General features: G+C 65.1%; 17 protein-coding genes. 7 read left to right on the forward strand and 10 right to left on the reverse strand.

All coding sequences use genetic code 11. The features are described from left to right. Positions 1-154: 154 nt before the first annotated feature. The 7 genes from ACN8M7_RS17640 to ACN8M7_RS17670 form a co-directional block, all read right to left on the reverse strand. Entirely contained in the window at positions 155-616 is a 462-nt protein-coding gene (locus ACN8M7_RS17640) for an outer membrane lipoprotein (RefSeq protein WP_490261621.1), read from the reverse strand. 113 nt (positions 617-729) lie between these two features. Continuing rightward, positions 730-1,863, reverse strand: coding sequence for a glycerate kinase (locus ACN8M7_RS17645; RefSeq protein WP_490261622.1), 1,134 nt, complete (start codon positions 1,861-1,863; stop codon positions 730-732). A 55-nt stretch (positions 1,864-1,918) separates the two neighbouring features. Next, a complete protein-coding gene (locus ACN8M7_RS17650) occupies positions 1,919-3,286 on the reverse strand; it encodes a GntP family permease (protein WP_490261623.1) in 1,368 nt (455 codons plus the stop codon). 185 nt (positions 3,287-3,471) lie between these two features. Further along, positions 3,472-4,599: a sugar diacid recognition domain-containing protein gene (locus ACN8M7_RS17655; RefSeq protein ID WP_490261624.1), complete on the reverse strand. Its 1,128-nt coding sequence runs from the start codon at positions 4,597-4,599 to the stop codon at positions 3,472-3,474. A 77-nt stretch (positions 4,600-4,676) separates the two neighbouring features. After that, entirely contained in the window at positions 4,677-5,324 is a 648-nt protein-coding gene (pdxH, locus tag ACN8M7_RS17660) for a pyridoxamine 5'-phosphate oxidase (RefSeq protein ID WP_061243048.1), read from the reverse strand. 95 nt (positions 5,325-5,419) lie between these two features. After that, the gene (locus ACN8M7_RS17665; RefSeq protein ID WP_061243045.1) at positions 5,420-6,070 is read right to left on the reverse strand and encodes an OmpA family protein; all 651 of its coding nucleotides are present in this window, start codon (positions 6,068-6,070) and stop codon (positions 5,420-5,422) included. An 82-nt stretch (positions 6,071-6,152) separates the two neighbouring features. Beyond that, complete coding sequence (locus ACN8M7_RS17670; RefSeq protein WP_490261625.1) at positions 6,153-7,298, reverse strand: serine hydrolase domain-containing protein; 1,146 nt, start codon at positions 7,296-7,298, stop codon at positions 6,153-6,155. 240 nt (positions 7,299-7,538) lie between these two features. Between ACN8M7_RS17670 and mbhE the strand changes: the two genes are divergently transcribed. The 6 genes from mbhE to mnhG are packed head-to-tail and all read left to right on the forward strand — an operon-like array spanning position 7,539 to position 13,299. Beyond that, the gene (mbhE, locus tag ACN8M7_RS17675) at positions 7,539-10,259 is read left to right on the forward strand and encodes a hydrogen gas-evolving membrane-bound hydrogenase subunit E (RefSeq protein ID WP_490261626.1); all 2,721 of its coding nucleotides are present in this window, start codon (positions 7,539-7,541) and stop codon (positions 10,257-10,259) included. After that, a complete protein-coding gene (locus tag ACN8M7_RS17680) occupies positions 10,259-10,663 on the forward strand; it encodes a sodium:proton antiporter (RefSeq protein WP_061243036.1) in 405 nt (134 codons plus the stop codon). The genes mbhE and ACN8M7_RS17680 overlap by 1 nt, the downstream gene beginning before the upstream one ends. Continuing rightward, a complete protein-coding gene (locus tag ACN8M7_RS17685; RefSeq protein ID WP_490261627.1) occupies positions 10,660-12,156 on the forward strand; it encodes a proton-conducting transporter transmembrane domain-containing protein in 1,497 nt (498 codons plus the stop codon). The genes ACN8M7_RS17680 and ACN8M7_RS17685 overlap by 4 nt, the downstream gene beginning before the upstream one ends. Beyond that, positions 12,156-12,653 carry a Na+/H+ antiporter subunit E gene (locus ACN8M7_RS17690; RefSeq protein WP_490261628.1) on the forward strand — a complete coding sequence of 166 codons (498 nt, stop codon included), beginning with the start codon at positions 12,156-12,158 and terminating at the stop codon, positions 12,651-12,653. The genes ACN8M7_RS17685 and ACN8M7_RS17690 overlap by 1 nt, the downstream gene beginning before the upstream one ends. Next, positions 12,650-12,961, forward strand: a complete 312-nt coding sequence (locus ACN8M7_RS17695) for a monovalent cation/H+ antiporter complex subunit F (protein ID WP_490261629.1) — start codon at positions 12,650-12,652, stop codon at positions 12,959-12,961. The genes ACN8M7_RS17690 and ACN8M7_RS17695 overlap by 4 nt, the downstream gene beginning before the upstream one ends. Continuing rightward, the gene (gene mnhG, locus ACN8M7_RS17700) at positions 12,958-13,299 is read left to right on the forward strand and encodes a monovalent cation/H(+) antiporter subunit G (RefSeq protein ID WP_490261630.1); all 342 of its coding nucleotides are present in this window, start codon (positions 12,958-12,960) and stop codon (positions 13,297-13,299) included. The genes ACN8M7_RS17695 and mnhG overlap by 4 nt, the downstream gene beginning before the upstream one ends. A 3-nt stretch (positions 13,300-13,302) precedes the next feature. On the opposite strand, the gene dinG is transcribed toward mnhG, so the two are convergent. Then, entirely contained in the window at positions 13,303-15,447 is a 2,145-nt protein-coding gene (dinG, locus tag ACN8M7_RS17705; protein WP_061243021.1) for an ATP-dependent DNA helicase DinG, read from the reverse strand. A 139-nt stretch (positions 15,448-15,586) separates the two neighbouring features. Here dinG and ACN8M7_RS17710 point away from each other — a divergent pair, with 139 nt between their 5' ends. Then, a complete protein-coding gene (locus ACN8M7_RS17710) occupies positions 15,587-16,051 on the forward strand; it encodes a CopD family protein (protein WP_061243018.1) in 465 nt (154 codons plus the stop codon). Between the two features lie 49 nt (positions 16,052-16,100). Here ACN8M7_RS17710 and ACN8M7_RS17715 read toward each other — a convergent pair whose 3' ends face one another. Beyond that, positions 16,101-16,862: a collagen-like protein gene (locus ACN8M7_RS17715; RefSeq protein ID WP_490261631.1), complete on the reverse strand. Its 762-nt coding sequence runs from the start codon at positions 16,860-16,862 to the stop codon at positions 16,101-16,103. After that, entirely contained in the window at positions 16,855-17,160 is a 306-nt protein-coding gene (locus tag ACN8M7_RS17720; protein WP_490261632.1) for a DUF1145 domain-containing protein, read from the reverse strand. The genes ACN8M7_RS17715 and ACN8M7_RS17720 overlap by 8 nt, the downstream gene beginning before the upstream one ends. Between the last annotated feature and the right edge of the window lie 124 nt (positions 17,161-17,284).

Here is a 17,284-nt window from a genome sequence, read left to right on the forward strand (position 1 = left end):
ATAACTATCAACGCAACGTCATGCATTGAACTAGCGTAAAACACACTTGGTAACATGCACACGGGCGCGAAGTGCGCCCGGCAACCGTCCCTCACTGTGGCGAGGGCACAAAAAAGCCGGAGCAACCAGGGCTGCTCCGGCCTGTGTACAACGATCAGTGAGTCACGCGGCTGGTACCGTTGACGGTCATGATGCGCACGCGCTCACCGACACGGAACACCTGGTTCGGCTCGACTTCCTGCACGTAGGCACGCATGGTGCCATCGTCTTCACGGACGGTGATTTCCACGCCCTGAGTACGGGTCAGGCCTTCTTCGGCAGCGGCGCCGAGCAAACCACCCGCCACTGCGCCAATCACTGCCAGGACCGCGCTGCCGCGACCACCACCGAGGCCACTGCCGCCGATACCGCCGACCACGGCACCAGCACCTGCGCCGATTGGCGTCTTGGTGCCTTCGATCTTCACCGGGCGCAGCGATTCGATGGTCCCCATGCGCACCGTTTGCACTGCTCGAGCCTCGTCACGGCTGTAGGTATCGCCGGTCAGGCTGGATTGGCAACCGCCAAGGGCCAGCAGCGCAGCCAGCGAGGTGATGAGCAAAGTGGGTTTACGCATAGCAATTCCTCCAGAGGTATCTCGATCCATTAGACGCCGGGTGCGAGTAACTGTCACGGTCGAGCCTGAACAATAATAGTTTCAGACAGACCGAGTTCAGCTAGGTTCGCCTATCAGGCCCGTGCGAGACGCCATAGCCGGGCGATATCCGTGGTACGTGCCTGCAGCTCGCCTGCCGCGCCCGCCATCGCCTGTTCCAGCGACACAGGCCCCGGTGCCAGACTGAATGCAGCCTCGATACCGGCCTCGTACAGCGCCTGATAGTTGTCGCCCAGACTACCGGATAACGCGATAACCGGCACCCCGACCGCGCGCGCCACGCGTGCCACGCCCACCGGCGTCTTGCCATGCAGGGTCTGGTCATCCATGCGCCCCTCCCCGGTTATCACCAGATCGGCGCCCTCGATAGCGGCAGCCAGACCGGAGAGTTCAGCAACCAACTCGATGCCCGGACGGAAACTCGCCTTGAGGAAAGCGCGAGCCGCGAACCCAAGGCCACCGGCTGCGCCAACCCCTGGAAACTCGGCGTGATCCTCGCCCAGGGTCTTCGCCGCGATGCGAGCGAAGCGGCCGAGCGCCGTGTCGAGCTGCGCGACATGCCCAGGGGTCGCCCCCTTCTGCGGTCCGAACACAGCAGAGGCGCCGCGCGGCCCACACAGAGGGTTGTCGACGTCAGCAGCGACCTCGATCTGCACCTTGATCAGGCGCGCATCGAGATCGCTCAGATCGAGCTGATCGAGATCGGCCAGCGCCGCGCCACCTGGCGCCAGCTCACGGCCCTGCGCGTCGAGAAAGCGCATCCCCAGCGCCTGCAGCAGGCCCATGCCAGCGTCGTTGGTAGCGCTGCCGCCCAGCCCCAGGATGATACGAGTGCCCCCCGCGTCCAGCGCCTCGCGGATCAGCTCACCAGTGCCAAAACTACTGGCCAGACGCGCATCACGCTGCTCACGCGAGACCCAGTGCAGACCGCTGGCTGCCGCCATCTCGATCACCGCAGTGCCCTGCCCCAGCCAGCCCCAATGCGCCTTGACCGACGTCCCCATGGGGCCACGCACCTCGCACTCGCGGCGCTCGCCGCCGACGGCAGCCAGCAGTGCGTCGACCGTACCCTCGCCGCCATCGGCCATTGGCCTCAGCAAACATTCGGCCTCGGGAAAAACCTGCTGCCAGCCTCGCGCAATGGCCGCGGCGACATCGGGCGCGCTGAGGCTCTCCTTGAAGGAGTCGGGAGCGATGACGATTTTCATGATAGGTACCTCGAAAGGAGGCAGGCGACCGCAGTCGCCTGCCGCTAAAGCGGGATTACAGCAAAACCAGGCTAAGCAGCCACACAGTGGCCATACCGGCAACGCCCTGGATCAGGGTCGCCATGGTCTGGGCGCGGTACGCAGTGGAGACTTTCATCCGGCTGAACTGGGTCACGACCCAGAAGAAGCTGTCGTTGGCGTGGGACACGGTCATCGCCCCTGCCCCAATGGCCATTACCGTCAGTACGCGGCCCATCTCGCTGTCGAGCCCCAGGTTGCCCAGCAGTGGCGCGACCATGGCCGAGGTGGTGACCAGCGCGACGGTAGAGGAACCCTGAGCGCTCTTCAGCGCTGCAGCGACCAGGAACGGCATGAACAGGCCAATCCCCAGCACAGACAGGGTGTCGCCCAGGTAGCCGGTCAGTGCGGTGGCCTTGAGGATGGCCCCGAAGGCGCCACCAGCACCGGTGATCAGCAGGATCGGCGCGGCCTCTTTCAGGCCATGAGCCACATGATCATGGAACTGCTGACACTTGCCCTCACCCTTGAGCAGCGAGCACGCCAGGACCAGGCCTACCAGCAGAGCGGCGACCGGCTGGCCGAGGAAACTCAGCACATCGAAGAAAGCCCCAGTGCCGAAAGGCTTGCTCGGGAACGCCGCGACCGAACCCAGGCAGATCAGGATGATAGGCACGAAGATCGGCGAAAACGCCTGCCAGGCGCTGGGCAGTTTGCCGTAGCGGGCACGCAGTGCATCGAAGTCGACGTCATCGGCCAGCAGTTCGCTTGGCGCCTCCTCCAGCAACTGCTGGTCGTTCTGCTTGAGGAAGCGATTGGCCCAGAGCATGCCGGCCACGGCGGTGACCGCTGCCACCAGCAGGCCAACCAGAATCACCAGGCCCAGGGAAGTTTCCAGCCCCAGATTACCGGCTGCGGCGATCGGCCCCGGAGTCGGCGGGACGAAGGTATGGGTGGCATACAGGCCGGTCGCCAGCGCCACGCTCATGGCCACCACGGAAACCTTCATGCGCGCGGCCAGGGCGTTTTTCAGCGAGTTGAGGATGACGTAACCGGAATCGCAGAACACCGGAATCGATACCAGATAGCCGATGATCGACATGGTCAGGGTGGGGAAACGTTGCCCCAGCAGTCGAATGACGGTTTCGGCCATGGTAATGGCGGCGCCACTGCGTTCGAGGATGACGCCGATGATGGTGCCGAGAACGATGACGATACCGATGTAACCGAGAATGCCGCCGAAGCCGGCCGTCATGGTCTTGATGATTTCGCCGCTGGGCAGTTGATAGGCGAAGCCGGCAATCAGTGCAGCGGCCAGCAATGCCAGGAAGGGGTGCAATTTCAAACGGGTAGTGGACAGCACGATGAATGCAATCAGTGCCACCAGGATCAGGACCAGGCCCATGACCAGTCTCCTCATTGTTGTTATGGCGGGCGCGAGGCCCGGATGGGAATGCCGACAGGCAGCACATTGTGGCCCAGCCTGCCGTGCCTCACCCTGTGCGGCAGCACCAAAAACGAACGCCCCCAACCCGGCCGGCTGTGCAGCCGCACAAAGCCGAAGAGCCCGCTGGCTCTACCAGGTACGCCCTACCGATCGCGCGGCGACACCTCGTCGGGCTCGAGCAAGCCCAGGCCCAAGGATAGCTGCAGGCGCTGGTCCAGACGGTTGAGGTCCAGGCCGCTGAGTTCGGCGATGCGCTCCAGGCGATAGCGCAGGGTATTGCGATGAATGCCCAGCTGCTGAGCGCAGGCCTGCACCTGGCCGTCATGGGCGCACCAGGCCTCCAGCGTCGCACGCAACGTGCCTTGCGGGTCCTGCGCCAGCACATGGCGCAGCGGTGCCAGCCAGCCCTGCAGCAGCCAACTGTGGCGCTGGGCATAGAGCAGGGTTGGCAAGCGCAGCTCATCCAGGCGCAGCAGACGCCGCTCGGGAAAACGCGCCTGGCCATAGGCCTGCAGATCACGCAGCACCAGGCTGGCCTGGCGCAACTCGGCAAGATCATGCAGCGGGTCGCTGAGCGCCAATGAGCGCACGCCCCACTCACGCTCGTCGGCCTGCTGCAGCCAGGTCCGATCATCACGCGCGGCGCTGTAAGGCCTGCACCAGAGCAGTTCGTGACGCCCGAGCGGCGCCACCAGGTGCTCGCTCTTGCCCCCCAGCGCCGCCAGCAGACGGGCCTGGCGCGGCAACGGATCGCCCTCCCCGTCCAGTTGCAGCAGGCAGATCTGCCGCGGCCAGGTGAGCTGCAGGCCCAGGCGTTCGGCATCGACCTCGAGACTGGACAGGCGCAGCTGCGCATCGAGCAGTTGGCGCAACCAGGCCTCTTGCTGATGCCGCTGCCAGTGCCGCTCGGCCTGCAACACGCGGTGCTCGACCAGCATCTCGGCGGCCATGCGCACCAACTCGGCATAGGGACGCACGGTCTCGGGATCACCGGTGATACCGAGCACGCCGATCAGGCGCTCGGCATGCAGCAACGGCAGATTCACTCCGGGTTTGACGCCACGCAGGCAGGCCGCAGCCTGAGCATCGATCTCCACCACGCGACGATTGGCCAGCACCAACTGGGCGCCTTCATGACGAGTATGCAGGCGACTGCGGTCGCCGCTGCCGATGATCATGCCCTGCGCATCCATCACATTGATGTTGTGCGGCAGGATGGCCATGGCGCGGTCGACGATATGCTGCGCCAACGTGGAGTCGAGTTCGAGCATCGGGAACGGCCTCGCGGGTGAGGCCGCCATTGTAGGCAGATCAGCGGCGCTTCACGATCCCGCGCCGCAGTGCCTGTTCAGGGCGCGAGGCGCTCGCGAAGCCAGGCCTCGCCCTGCAGACGATAGTTGAGGCGGTCATGCAGACGACTCGGGCGCCCTTGCCAGAACTCGACGCGATCCGGCAGCAGGCGATAACCGCCCCAGTGCGGCGGGCAGTGCGGCGCCTGATTGAGAAAGCGTTTCTCGGTCTCGGCCAGCAGGCCTTCGAGCTCGGCGCGATCGCGAATCACCTTGCTCTGCGGCGAAGCCCAGGCGCCGATCCGGCTGCCCAGGGGACGCACCTGGTAGTAACCGTCGGACTCGCCAGCAGTCACGCGCTCGATGCGACCTTCGATGCGCACCTGGCGCTCCAGGCTGGGCCAGAAGAATGTCATGGCAGCAAAGGGACGGGCCGCCATCTGACGCCCCTTGGCGCTGTCGTAATTGCTGAAGAAGGTGAAACCGCGCTCATCGAGGCCCTTGAGCAACAGTACACGGCAGTGCGGGCGGCCCTGCTCATCGACGGTCGCCAGGGTCATGGCATTGGGCTCGACCGGCAGTTGCTCGGTCTTGACCGCATCATCGAACCACTGACGAAACAGGGCAAAGGGTTCCAGCGGGGCCTGAGTCTCGCTCAGGCCGTCGCGGGTGTAGTCGCGGCGCATATCGGCCAGGGTCTGGGTCATGGCAGTTCCTCTGGGAACCTCCAAAAAACCAACTGTGCCGATTGTCTCGCCTGGTTTTTGGAGGCTCCCTCAACAGAGTGGAGATGCTGCCAAGCTTACTCCGACTTGCCCTGTTTTCCTTGATCTACGGCAGCTACCTTGGGCGCATCCTTGAGCTGCGCCTTGGCCGGCTGACTGTACTTGGCGATCAGCCCCTGCATGGTGTCACGCGAGGTCAGGAGAATTTCAACGCGGCGGTTGAGGGCACGACCAGCAGCGCTGTCGTTGGCGGCACGGGGGGCGTCGGAGCCAAGGCCCATGACCTGCAGGCGGTTCTGCTTGAGGCCGCTGAGACGGAAAATCGAGGTCACGGCGCGTGCGCGCTGCTGACTCAGTTCGCGGTTTTTCGCATCGTCACCGCTAGAGTCGGCATGGCCGAGCACGACCACGGCGATGTCCTGATCGGTTTCCAGCAGTTTGGCCACACGACTGATCGGGCCCAGGCTCACCGGCAGCAGCATCTGCGGGCGATCCGGATTGAAGGAGCCCTGCACCGGCGCAGTCACGACCAGCAGATTCTCGCGGCGCTCGAGCTCGAAATGGCTACCCTTGACGGCTTCACGCAGCTTCGGCTCGTACTCGTCGAGCCAGGCGCGGGTCACCTCGGGCGCTGGCATGACAGCCGGCTTGACCTCCTTCTTTTCCGAGCCGGCACAGCCCGCAATCAGCAGACAGCAGGTAAAGGCAAAAATCTTGTTGGCACGCATGTAGCCCCCGGGGTCACACAGATCTAATGGTCGGTTCGTTATCGTTGATACCGAACGGCTGGCGCGAGTTTAGCCGTTTCAATCAGGTACAGTCCGCAATCTGGCGCGCAAGTTTCTGCGCGCGAGGGTCCATCAAGACGAACGGTCCTAGATTGTTGGTAACGAAGCCGAAAGCCAGGTCGCGCTCCGGGTCGGCGAAACCACTGGAACCACCGGCACCGGGATGACCGAAGGCTTTGGCGCCCATGCCGTAGGTGGCGTTGGCCACATCGGATTGATCGAGCATGCAACCCAGGCCGAAACGCGTGCGGGTCAGCAAGGTCTTGTCATCACCCACGCTGTGCTCACGCGTCATTTCGCCGAGCAGCTCGGCATCGAGCAAGCTGCCATCGAGCAGGCCGGCGTAAAAGCCCGCCAGGCTCCGTGCATTGCCGTGCCCGTTGGCCGCCGGTTGCTGCATGCGCCGCCACTGTGGCTTGTTGGTGCTGGTCATGATCGACGGCGGGTTGGTGAACGAGCGCGTGCTCATGGCACTGGCGTCGCTCATCATCACCTTGAGCAGGCGCTGCGCGGCGGCATCGCCGAGATTGCCCTTGCCGCGCGCGATATGGGCAACGCGGTCGAATTCGCTATCGGCCAGGCCAACATGGAAATCCAGGTCCAGGGGGTTGGCGATGCGTGCCGCGATGCTGTCACCGGGGCCGCGCCCCTCGATGCGGCGAATCAGCTCGCCGATCAGCCAGCCATAGGTAATGGGCGCATAGCCGTGGCCTTCGCCCAGCGCCCACCAGGGCTCTTCGGCTGCCAGCGCATCGGTCATGGCCTGCCAGTCGTACAGCGCCTCGGCGGGAAGCGCCTGACGCAGCGCCGGCAAGCCGGCCTGATGACAGAGCAGGTGGCGTACGCTGATGCGCTCCTTGCCGGCCGCGGCGAACTCGGGCCAGTAGCGCGCCACCGGCGCATCCAGATCGAGCTTGCCCTCGCCCACCAGCTGCAAAGCCACGACAGCAGCGAAGGGCTTGGTGCAGGAGAACAGATTGGCGATGGTGTCGCTGTGCCAGGCTTGCTGGCCGTCCTTGTCCATCACCCCGGCCCACAGGTCGACCACAGTCTCACCACCGACCTTGACGCACAGGGCCGCGCCGCGCTCCTGCGTATCGTCGAACAATGCAGCGAACGCGTCTCTTACCGCCTCGAAGCGCAAGTCGAAATAGCCCTGAATCTGCACGTTGTTCTCCCGTTTCGCTGCGTGACCGAATGCTGCCCCATGCTGGCAGCCGCCTATCATGCAATGTTCTGAAACTTCATAAAATAGCGGTCTTCGATTGGTTTTTTCTATGCTGGAAAAAGTGCGGCCTGATATGACCAATACGCCATGCATCCCGCTTCAGCCTGGCATACGCCAGCTGTAGCTGAGCACAAGGTCTATCGGCAGCCCTGGATCCGATGCTCGGCACAGGAGAAACGAGTGCTTTACCTACTGTCCCTGATCGCCCTGGCCGCCATCATGGCACCCGGCCTGACGCGTCTGTTGGGTGCACGCACGGGCTGGCTGCTGATGCTGGCACCACTGGCAGCCTTCATCTGGTTCGTGCTGCAGGTTCCGCTGATCGCCGGCGGCGATGCGCTCATGCAAAGCGTAAGCTGGATTCCTGCGCTGGGTATCAACCTGAGCTTGCGCCTGGACGGTCTCTCGTTGCTGTTCGCACTGCTGATCAGCGGTATCGGCAGCCTCATCGTGCTGTATGCCGGCAGCTACCTGTCCAGCCATGTCCACCTCGGTCGCTTCCACGCTTACTTGCTGGTGTTCATGCTGGCGATGCTCGGCCTGGTGCTGGCCGACGACCTGGTGGCGATGTTCGTGTTCTGGGAACTGACCAGCATCGCCTCGTTCTTGCTGATCAGCTTTCAGCACGAGAAAGCCGTGTCTCGTCGCGCCGCCCTGCAGGCATTGCTGATCACTGGCGGTGGCGGCCTGGCGCTGCTGGCCGGTCTGATCCTGCTCGGTGGCGCCACCGGCAACTGGCAGTTTTCCGATCTCAGTGCCGAGCAGATAGAAGGTCACGTACTGCTGCCTGCAATCATCGCACTAGTGCTACTGGGCTGCTTTACCAAGTCGGCGCAGGTGCCCTTCCACCTGTGGCTGCCCAACGCGATGAACGCACCGACGCCGGTGTCGGCCTATCTGCACTCGGCGACCATGGTCAAGGCCGGCATCTACCTGCTGGCCCGCCTCAACCCGGTGCTCGGCGGCTCGGTCGGCTGGGGAACGCTGTTGATCACCTTCGGCGCAGCGACTGCAGTGCTTGGCGCATTCCTCGCCTTCCGTCAGACCGACCTCAAACGCCTGCTGGCCTACACCACGGTCACCGTCCTGGGCCAGCTGACCATGCTGATCGGCACCAACACCAGCTACGGCCTGCAAGCGTTCGTGCTCTACCTGGTGGCGCACTCGCTGTACAAGGGCTCGCTGTTCATGGCCGTCGGTGCTATCGACCACGCCACCGGCACCCGTGAACTGGCGCGCCTTGGTGGGCTGATCCGCTTCATGCCGCTGACCGGCGCCGCCGTGGCTCTGGCAGCACTTTCCAACGCGGGCCTGCCCCCGTTCTTCGGTTTCATCGCCAAGGAGTTCAAGTACACCGGCCTGATCGAGATGGGGCATATCGGTTGGGCGGTGACGCTGGTGATGATCCTCACCAATGCCCTGCTGTTCGCCGCCGCCGGACTGGTGTTCGTGCAGACCTTCCTCGGCAAGCGCGGCGACTACCCGCGCACGCCGCATGAGGTCGGCCTGCCGATGTGGCTGGGGCCAATGCTGCTGGCCGTCGGCGGCTTCCTGCTCGGCGCCTGGAATGCCTGGCCGGAAACCTGGCTGGTGAACAATGCTGTGCAAGCCGTGGCACGCGGCCCGGTGGATGTGAACCTTTATCTCTGGGGCGGCATCACGCCGGCGCTGCTGGCCAGCCTGCTGACCCTGTCGCTGGGGGTGTTGTTCTACCTGATGCGTGAGCGAGTCAGGCACCTGCTCGATCGCGCCAATGCGGCCTGGAACGTCAGTGGTGACCTGATCTGGGATCGTCTGCTCAAGCGTGTCTTTCACTTCGCTGGTCTGCTCGCCGCAAGCTTCCAGCACGGTTCGTTGCGCCAGCATCTGGTGCTGCTGGCACTGGCAGTCGGTGGCCTGCTCGCCGTCGGCCTGCTACCGGTGCTGCCGCAACTGCTACAGGGCAGCTACAGCCCCATTTCGCTGCTGGGCCTGGCCGGCTGCCTACTGGCCCTGGCCGGTGGCGTGGCGGCCGCCTTCCTGCCCGGCCGCCTGACCTTGCTGGCGGCGCTGGGCGCCTGCGGCCTGGGCCTGGCACTGGTGTTCGTCTCGGTCAATGCACCGGACGTGGCAATGACTCAATTGATGGTGGAAACCCTCAGCCTGATCTTCCTCGCCCTGGTGTTTCGCAAGATGCCCAGGGTTCCGGCCAGCGGTGCACGCACCCCCTGGAAGCGCCGCCTGCATGCCGGCGTGGCAATCCTCTTTGGCCTCTGCGTGACGGGAGCTCTGCTAGCGGCGGTCAGCCTGCCGCTGCCGGGCGATATCGCCCAGTGGTATCAGGCCAACAGCCTGCCGGGTGGCCACGGACACAACGTGGTCAACGTCATCCTGGTGGACTTCCGTGCCTTCGATACCCTCGGTGAAATCCTCGTGGTCGCACTCTCCGCCCTGGCCGCAGCCAGCCTGTTGGGCAGCGGCCGGCGCGTCGGCAGTGAACACGGTGGTGAAGATGCCTTCACCTCAGGCCTGTTGCGCCAGGGCCTGCGCCCGCTGGCCTGGCTGATGCTGGCCGCCTCGCTGTTGCTGCTCTGGCGTGGCCACAACCTGCCGGGCGGCGGCTTCATCGGCGGACTGGTGGCCGCCTGCGGCCTGATCCTGCTGGTGCTGACCTATGGCCATGGGCAGATTCGCCGCGTGCTACCGGTAGCGCCCGCGCAACTGATCGGCATCGGTCTGGGCTGCGCGGCGGGCGCCGGCATCCTCGGCCTGCTCGCCGGTGGTGCCTTTCTCAGCGGTCTCTGGACCTTTCCTGGCGGGCTGCCGCTGGGCACGCCCCTGCTCTTCGATATCGGCGTGTTCCTCACCGTGTTCGGCTCCGCGCTGCACATGATCGACAAGCTGACGGGAGTTCGCCACTGATGGAATGGCTAGCCGCAATCACCACTGGATGCCTGGCAGGCCTGGGCCTGTGGATGCTTCTGGATCGCAACCTCAAGCGCGTCGTGCTGGGTGTCGTGGTACTGGGCAATGCGATCAACCTGGGAGTACTCACCGCCGGGCGCTTCTTCGGTGAACGCCCGGCCTTCGTCGAGGCCGGCAATACGGCCAGCACGGCCAACCCACTGCCGCAGGCGCTGGTGCTGACGGCGATCGTCATCGGCTTCAGCCTGTTCATCTTCGCCCTGGCGCTGCTCAAGCGCACCCGCGAACTGCATGGCGACAAGACCACCGACTCGCTCAGCTCGATCACCGAGCAACCGGCGCCGGACTGGCACGACAGCGAGCATGAAGGCGACGCCAACACCACGGAGGCTCGCCGATGAACCACGCGTTACTCGTCGCACCGATCCTCGTGCCCCTGTGCAGCCTGCTGCTGGCGATCATCCTGCGCCGTCACCTGCTGGCCGTGCGCGTGCTCAGCCTGAGCGGTACCGCCGTGCTGCTGGCAGTGGGCCTGGCGCTGGTCTGGCAGGCCGCTCAGGGCGTGGTGCTCAGCGGGCAGGTCGGCGGCTGGCAGGCGCCGTTCGGCATCAGCCTGGTGATCGACCGACTTTCGGCGGTGATGATCGCCATCAGCGCCCTGGTGGCGCTGGTCACCTTGCTCTATGGCGTCGCCAAGGACAACGACACCAAGGTCGGCCGCGACTTCCACCTGTTCATCCAGGGTCTGCTGACCGGTATCTGCGGCGCCTTTATCACCGCCGACATCTTCAACCTCTACGTCTGGTTCGAAGTGCTGCTGATCGCCTCCTTCGCCCTGATGGCGCTCGGCGGTGGCAGCCGCCGGCTGGCCGGCAGCATGACCTACGTGGCCCTGAACCTGTTCGCCACGCTGATCTTCCTGTTCGCCGCCGGCCTGGTCTACGGCGCCAGCGGCACACTGAACATGGGCGAGCTGGCGGTGATCATGCGCAGCGGCGAGGCAGCGCCCGGAGTGACACCGGCGCTGCTGCTGATGCTGCTGTCGTTCGCCATCAAGGCCGCGCTGTTCCCGGTGTTCGGCTGGCTGCCGGCCACCTATCACGTCGCCCTGACGGCGGTGTCAGCGATGTTCGCAGGGCTCTTGACCAAGGTCGGGGTGTACGCGCTGGTCCGCCTGGTGACCCTGCTCTGGCCTGAACATGGCCTGCCCCATCAACTGCTGCTGTGGGTCGCCTGCGCCACCATGCTGGTGGGGGTACTTGGCGCGGCGGCACAGACCGAGGTACGGCGCATCCTGTCGTTCCATATCGTCAGCCAGGTCGGCTACATGATCCTCGGCCTGGCCCTGGCCACACCGCTGGCGCTGGCCGGAGCGGTGTTCTACCTGATTCACCACATCGTGGTGAAAGCCAACCTGTTCTTCATCGGCGGCGTGGCAGCGCGCATCTGCGGCTCCGAACGTCTGGCCGACATGGGCGGACTGTATAAGCGCATGCCCTGGCTGGCGCTGCTGTTCGCCATTCCGGCGCTGTCGCTGGCCGGCATTCCGCCGCTGTCCGGCTTCTGGGCCAAGTTCCTGCTGGTCAAGGCCAGTTTGGACGCTGCGGCCTGGTGGGCAGCCGGCATCGCGCTGCTGACCGGCGTGTTCACCCTGCTGTCGATGAACAAGATCTGGAACGAGGCATTCCTCAAGCCGCACCCACAGGGTGAAGAGGCGCTGCAACCGCTTGGCGGCATGCGCGCGGCCTGGCTGGGCATGGGCGCACTGGCGCTGCTGACCGTACTGATCGGCCTCGGCGCCGGCCCGCTGATCGACTACGCCGTGGCTGCCGCAGCGCAGCTCACCGATCCACAGGCCTATCTGCAACCCTTCGCTGGCGCAGGAGGTGCCTGATGTCGTTTCTCATCCATCTGCTGACCAGTGCAGCCCTGGCCTGGAGCCTCGGCGCCGGGCATCTGGGCGGTGGCCTGCTGGCCTTCGCCCTGCTCTACCTGTTGGCCCGCGCGCTCGGACTGGCAGTTGCGCGCCTGCGCCGTTATTCACGCAGCCTGGAGCATGGCATCAGCTTTGGCCTGTGGTTCATCGCCCAGGTGTTTCTCGCCACCTACCAGGTCGCCAGGTTGGTGCTGGCACGTCGGGTCGACGTGGAGCCAGCGATACTGGCTTACCCGGTGGCCCGCCGCGAGATGGACAAGGTGACCCTGCTCGGCACGTTGCTGACCCTGACCCCCGGCACCCTGGCGCTGGACTATGACCAGGCGCAAGGACTGCTCTATATCCACGCCCTCGATGCACGACGCCGCGAGGACGTGACCGACACCCTGGTCGAGCTGGAACGCCGCCAGCTGGCCTGGCTCGATGCCGGCAAAGCCGAAGGAGTAACGCCATGACCCTGCACCTGGCTGGCGCTGCCTGGGTATTGCCCCTGGCTGCCACCCTGCTCGCTTTGAGCGGCCTGATCACGCTGTATCGCCTGTTACGCGGGCCAAGCCGTCCGGATCGCGCGGTCGCCATCGACGCCCTTACCCTGCTGGCGGTCGCCGCCATGGCCTTGCTCTGCCTGATACGCGGCGAGGCGCTGTTCCTCGACGTTGCCGTGCTGCTGGCGCTGGTGTCGTTTCTCGGCACCGCTGCCTTTGCCTTCCTGTTCGATGAAGCCCACAGCCGGATGCCGGAGAAACGCGAGGATCGCCCATGAACGAAGTGCAAGCCTGGCTGGCCTCGTTGCTGGTGCTCAGCGGCGCGCTGATTTCCCTGCTCGGCGCCATTGGCGTGCTGCGCCTGCCCGATAGCTACAGCCGCATGCATGCGGCGAGCAAGGCCGGCGTTCTCGGCGCGGTCCTGCTACTCGGCGCAGTGGCCCTGGCCAGCAGCGGCGAACTGGCGCTGGAAGCCTTTGTCGGCCTGCTGATTCTGCTGGCCAGCGCCCCGCTGGCGGCTCACGCCATCGCCCGCGCCGCTCATCGCGCCGGTATCCGGCCTGTGCTGGGCCGCTTGGGCGATGAGCTGGAGCGACGCAACAAGGGCGGCGAGTAAGTCTCAGTCGATCTGCCGGCGAAACGGCGGCAGAGCATTGAGAATCGCCTTGCCGTAGCGCTGGGTGACCACGCGCCGGTCGAGCAAGGTGATGGTGCCGCGGTCCGCCTCGGTGCGCAGCAGGCGACCGCAGGCCTGTACCAGACGCAAGGAGGCGTCCGGCACGGCGATCTCCATGAACGGGTTACCGCCGCGCGCTTCGATCCATTCAGCCAGCGCCGCTTCCACCGGGTCGTCCGGTACGGCAAAGGGAATCTTGGCGATCACCACATGCTCGCAATAGGCGCCAGGCAGGTCGACGCCTTCGGCGAAGCTGGCCAGGCCGAACAATACGCTCTCCTCGCCCGAGTCGACGCGCGCCTTGTGCTTGTTGAGGGTTTCCTGCTTGGACAGGTTGCCCTGGATGAACACGCGCTTGCGCCAGTCGCGCTCCAGCCCGTCGAACACGTCCTGCATCTGCTTGCGTGAGGAAAACAGCACCAGGGTGCCCCGGCTACCGGCAACCAGCGCCGGCAATTCACGCACGATGGCGGCGGTATGCACGGCCGCCTCACGCGGGTCAGCCTTCAGATCCGGCACGCGCAGCACGCCGGCGTCGGCATGATGGAAGGGGCTCGGCACGACGGCAGTCACCGCCACCTTGGGCAGGCCGGCGCGCATGCGGTAACGGTCGAAGGTGCCCAGCGCAGTGAGCGTCGCGGAAGTCACCAGGCAGCCGTGAGCGACGTTCCACAGGTTGCGACGCAAGGTCTCGGCCGCCAGGATCGGGCTGGCGTTGACCTCAATGTCGAACAGCGCACCGCTCTCGGCCAGGGTCAGCCAGCGCGCCATCGGCGGGCTTTCCTCCGGGTCTTCGGCGGTGAACGCCAGCCACAGTTCCCAGTTGCCCTTGGCGCGCGCCATCAGGCTGCCGAACAACGGATACCATTCCTCGGCCTGGTGACTGGCAATGCCCACAGCACCCTCGCCGTCCATGGCCTCCTTGAGCAACTCGGTGACGCCAGTGAACAGGTCATTGAGCTTGGAGAAGCCCTTCTTCAACTCCAGCCCGAGCTCGGTCAGATGCTCCGGCACCACGCCGCCAACGAAGCGGTGACGCGGACGCTCACGACCTTCCATATCCTCGCCGGCCTTGAAGTCGGCGACCTGCTCGCAGGCAGCGAACATGAACTGCTGCTGGGTCTTCAGCTCGCGCGTCAGCTCCGGCACCTGCTCGATCAGGCGGCCGAGATCGCCCGGCAAGGGGTTCTGCGCCAGCAGTTTGGTCAGGTTCTTGTCGATCTGGGTCAGCCAGTCGGCCGTGGAACGCAGGCGGGTGAAGTGGGCGAAGTGACCGATGGCCTTGTCCGGAAGGTGATGGCCTTCGTCGAAGACGTAGATGGTTTCGCGCGGGTCGGGCAGTACCGCCCCGCCGCCGAGTGCAAGATCCGCCAGCACCATATCGTGGTTGGTGACGATCACGTCGACCTTGCCCATGCCCTCGCGCGCCTTGTAAAAAGCGCATTGCTGGAAATTCGGACAATGGCGGTTGGTGCACTGGCTGTGGTCGGTGGTCAACTGCGCCCAGCGGCTGTCTTCCAGCTCTTCGGGCCAACTGTCACGGTCACCGTCCCATTTGTTGCCGGCGAGCTTCTCGATCATCGCGGTGAACAGTTTCTGGCCCTGCTCGTCGACGTCGATGCGAAATCCTTCTTCCTCGAACAATTGCGCGGTGGCGCTCTGCGCGGCGCCGTCCTGCAGCAGGTGATCGAGTTTGGACAGGCACAGGTAACGCCCGCGCCCCTTGGCCAGGGCGAAACTGAAATTCAGGCCGCTGTTGCGCAGCAGGTCGGGCAGATCCTTGTGCACGATCTGCTCTTGCAGCGCCACGGTGGCGGTGGCGATCACCAGGCGCTTACCCGCCGCCTTGGCGGTGGGAATGGTGGCCAGGCTGTAGGCCACCGTCTTGCCGGTACCCGTCCCCGCCTCCACCGCCACCACGGCCGGGTCGCCCAGGCGCTTGCCCTCGTCGTCGCTCCTGATGGTGCCGAGCACCTTGGCGATCTCGGCGATCATCAGGCGCTGACCATAGCGGGGCTTGAGCGACTTGGCCTCGAGGAAGCGCGAATAGGCGCCCTGAATCTGGGACTTGAGTTCGGTACTGAGCATGGATTCTGAAACGAAAAAGGCTGGATAAATTTTCAGTATTCGCGGAGCGGCGGCTATCATAACGCGCCCGCCGATCTGGCGCTGACCCGTGTGCCAATCGAATGAAATTAGCTGCCAAACGGACCAATGGAGATTCCCCGTGACGCCCTACGCCCCGCTCTACGCACTACACCTGCTGGCCGCCGTGATCTGGGTCGGTGGCATGTTCTTCGCCTGGATGATCCTGCGCCCTGCGGCGGTCGAGACCCTGGAGCCTCCCGCGCGGCTGCGCCTGTGGCTGAGCGTATTCAAGCGTTTCTTCGTCTGGGTCTGGCTGGCCGTGCTGGTCTTGCCGGTGACCGGCATGGGCATGCTGCACATGAGTTACAGCGGCTTCGATGCGGCGCCGCGCTATGTGCACATCATGATGGGCTTGTACCTGGTCATGCTCGCGCTGTTCCTGCGTGTTCAGGCCCTGCAACTGCCGGAACTGCGGCGTGCCGTGGAGAGCGAGAACTGGCCGGCAGGCGGCGAAGTGCTGGGGCGCATTCGCAGGGTCGTAGGCAGCAACCTGCTGATCGGCCTGGCGCTGATGACGCTGGTGGCCATGCGCCCGTCATTCTGATCGACCACGCAGCCCTCGCCGGCCATGAGCGAGCGAGGGCTGCAGCGGGTTAGAAACGAAACACCTGCACTGAGCCACTTTGACCTGCGGCGCCTTCTCGCCCGGGCTGACCAGGCTTGCCATCTGCCGCACCCTCGACCCCATAGACCAAACAGCCCTTGGCGGCGCCACCACGGCCGGGGCGGCCCGCCGAACCTGCAGCACCACCGGCGCCGCCGTCGAGCAACACCTGCATGCGCTCGACCTCGACATAGTGCGGCACCTCGAGCGTCACCTTGCCGCCAGCAGCGCCGGCATGGCCATCGGTGCCATCCTGACCATCGTAGCCAGCACTGGCCTGCCCCCAGGCGCAACCGCCCGGTCGGCCGTGCGCGCCATCCAGGCCGGCATACCCTGGTCTGCCTTGTCCCCCTCGCACATCCACCGTCAATGACTCGAACGTCAGCTTGTGCAGCTTGAGGTTGATCTCGCGCCCCGGGGTAGCCGGCCGCGTATAAGTCCCGGCCGCGCCCTTGGCACTGATCCAGGCGCCTGCACCGATATCGGCATCCTCAATGACGAGCCGCAGTGGCTGTTCACCCGGCGCCACACCGATGCGCGCGTCACGGCCCATCAGCAGTTCACCGATACGCAATTCGGTCACGCTTGCCGGAACCATCAGGGTGGCCTGGTCCGCCACTTCCAGACGCTCAAGCTGCAGACTGCTGCTGGCGACGGGCAAGCGCATCAGGGTATTGGGCGCCACCTTGATCTGCGTCGCGGCCATCGACGTGCCGGCAAACAGACAGAGCACCAACGCGAGGCTACGCATGAGCAGCCCCCTCGTTCACGGCCACAGCATCGGCGTCGCTCGGTTGCTCAGCCTTGAGCGGGTACAGATGAAAAATACCGAACAGCAGCACCTGCGCACGATCCAGCCTGGGGCTGCGACGCCCTGACAGAAGACCGGAGAACAGCCACAGTTGCGCGCCATGCAGCAGCGCAAGAAAACCGGCCAGCAGGTAGATCAGGTGTTCGAACGGAGCGCCGACGCGCTTGGCCAGCGCCGCCCCGAACACCAGCCAGAAGGCCAAGGCCAGTGCCTTGCCCACACTCAACATCGCTTTCATCCCCGCCCTCTCGTGCAGCTACTTTCTAATAGCGCTGCACGTTAACCGCTCGCAACGCGGACCACCAGAGCGGCGGGTGTTTTTCATGGCCCTGTGCCTCCCGGCTGCCGCCCAATGCTCCCGG

Source organism: Pseudomonas spartinae (genome assembly GCF_965197125.1).
Taxonomy (GTDB): Bacteria; Pseudomonadota; Gammaproteobacteria; order Pseudomonadales; family Pseudomonadaceae; genus Aquipseudomonas; species Aquipseudomonas composti_A.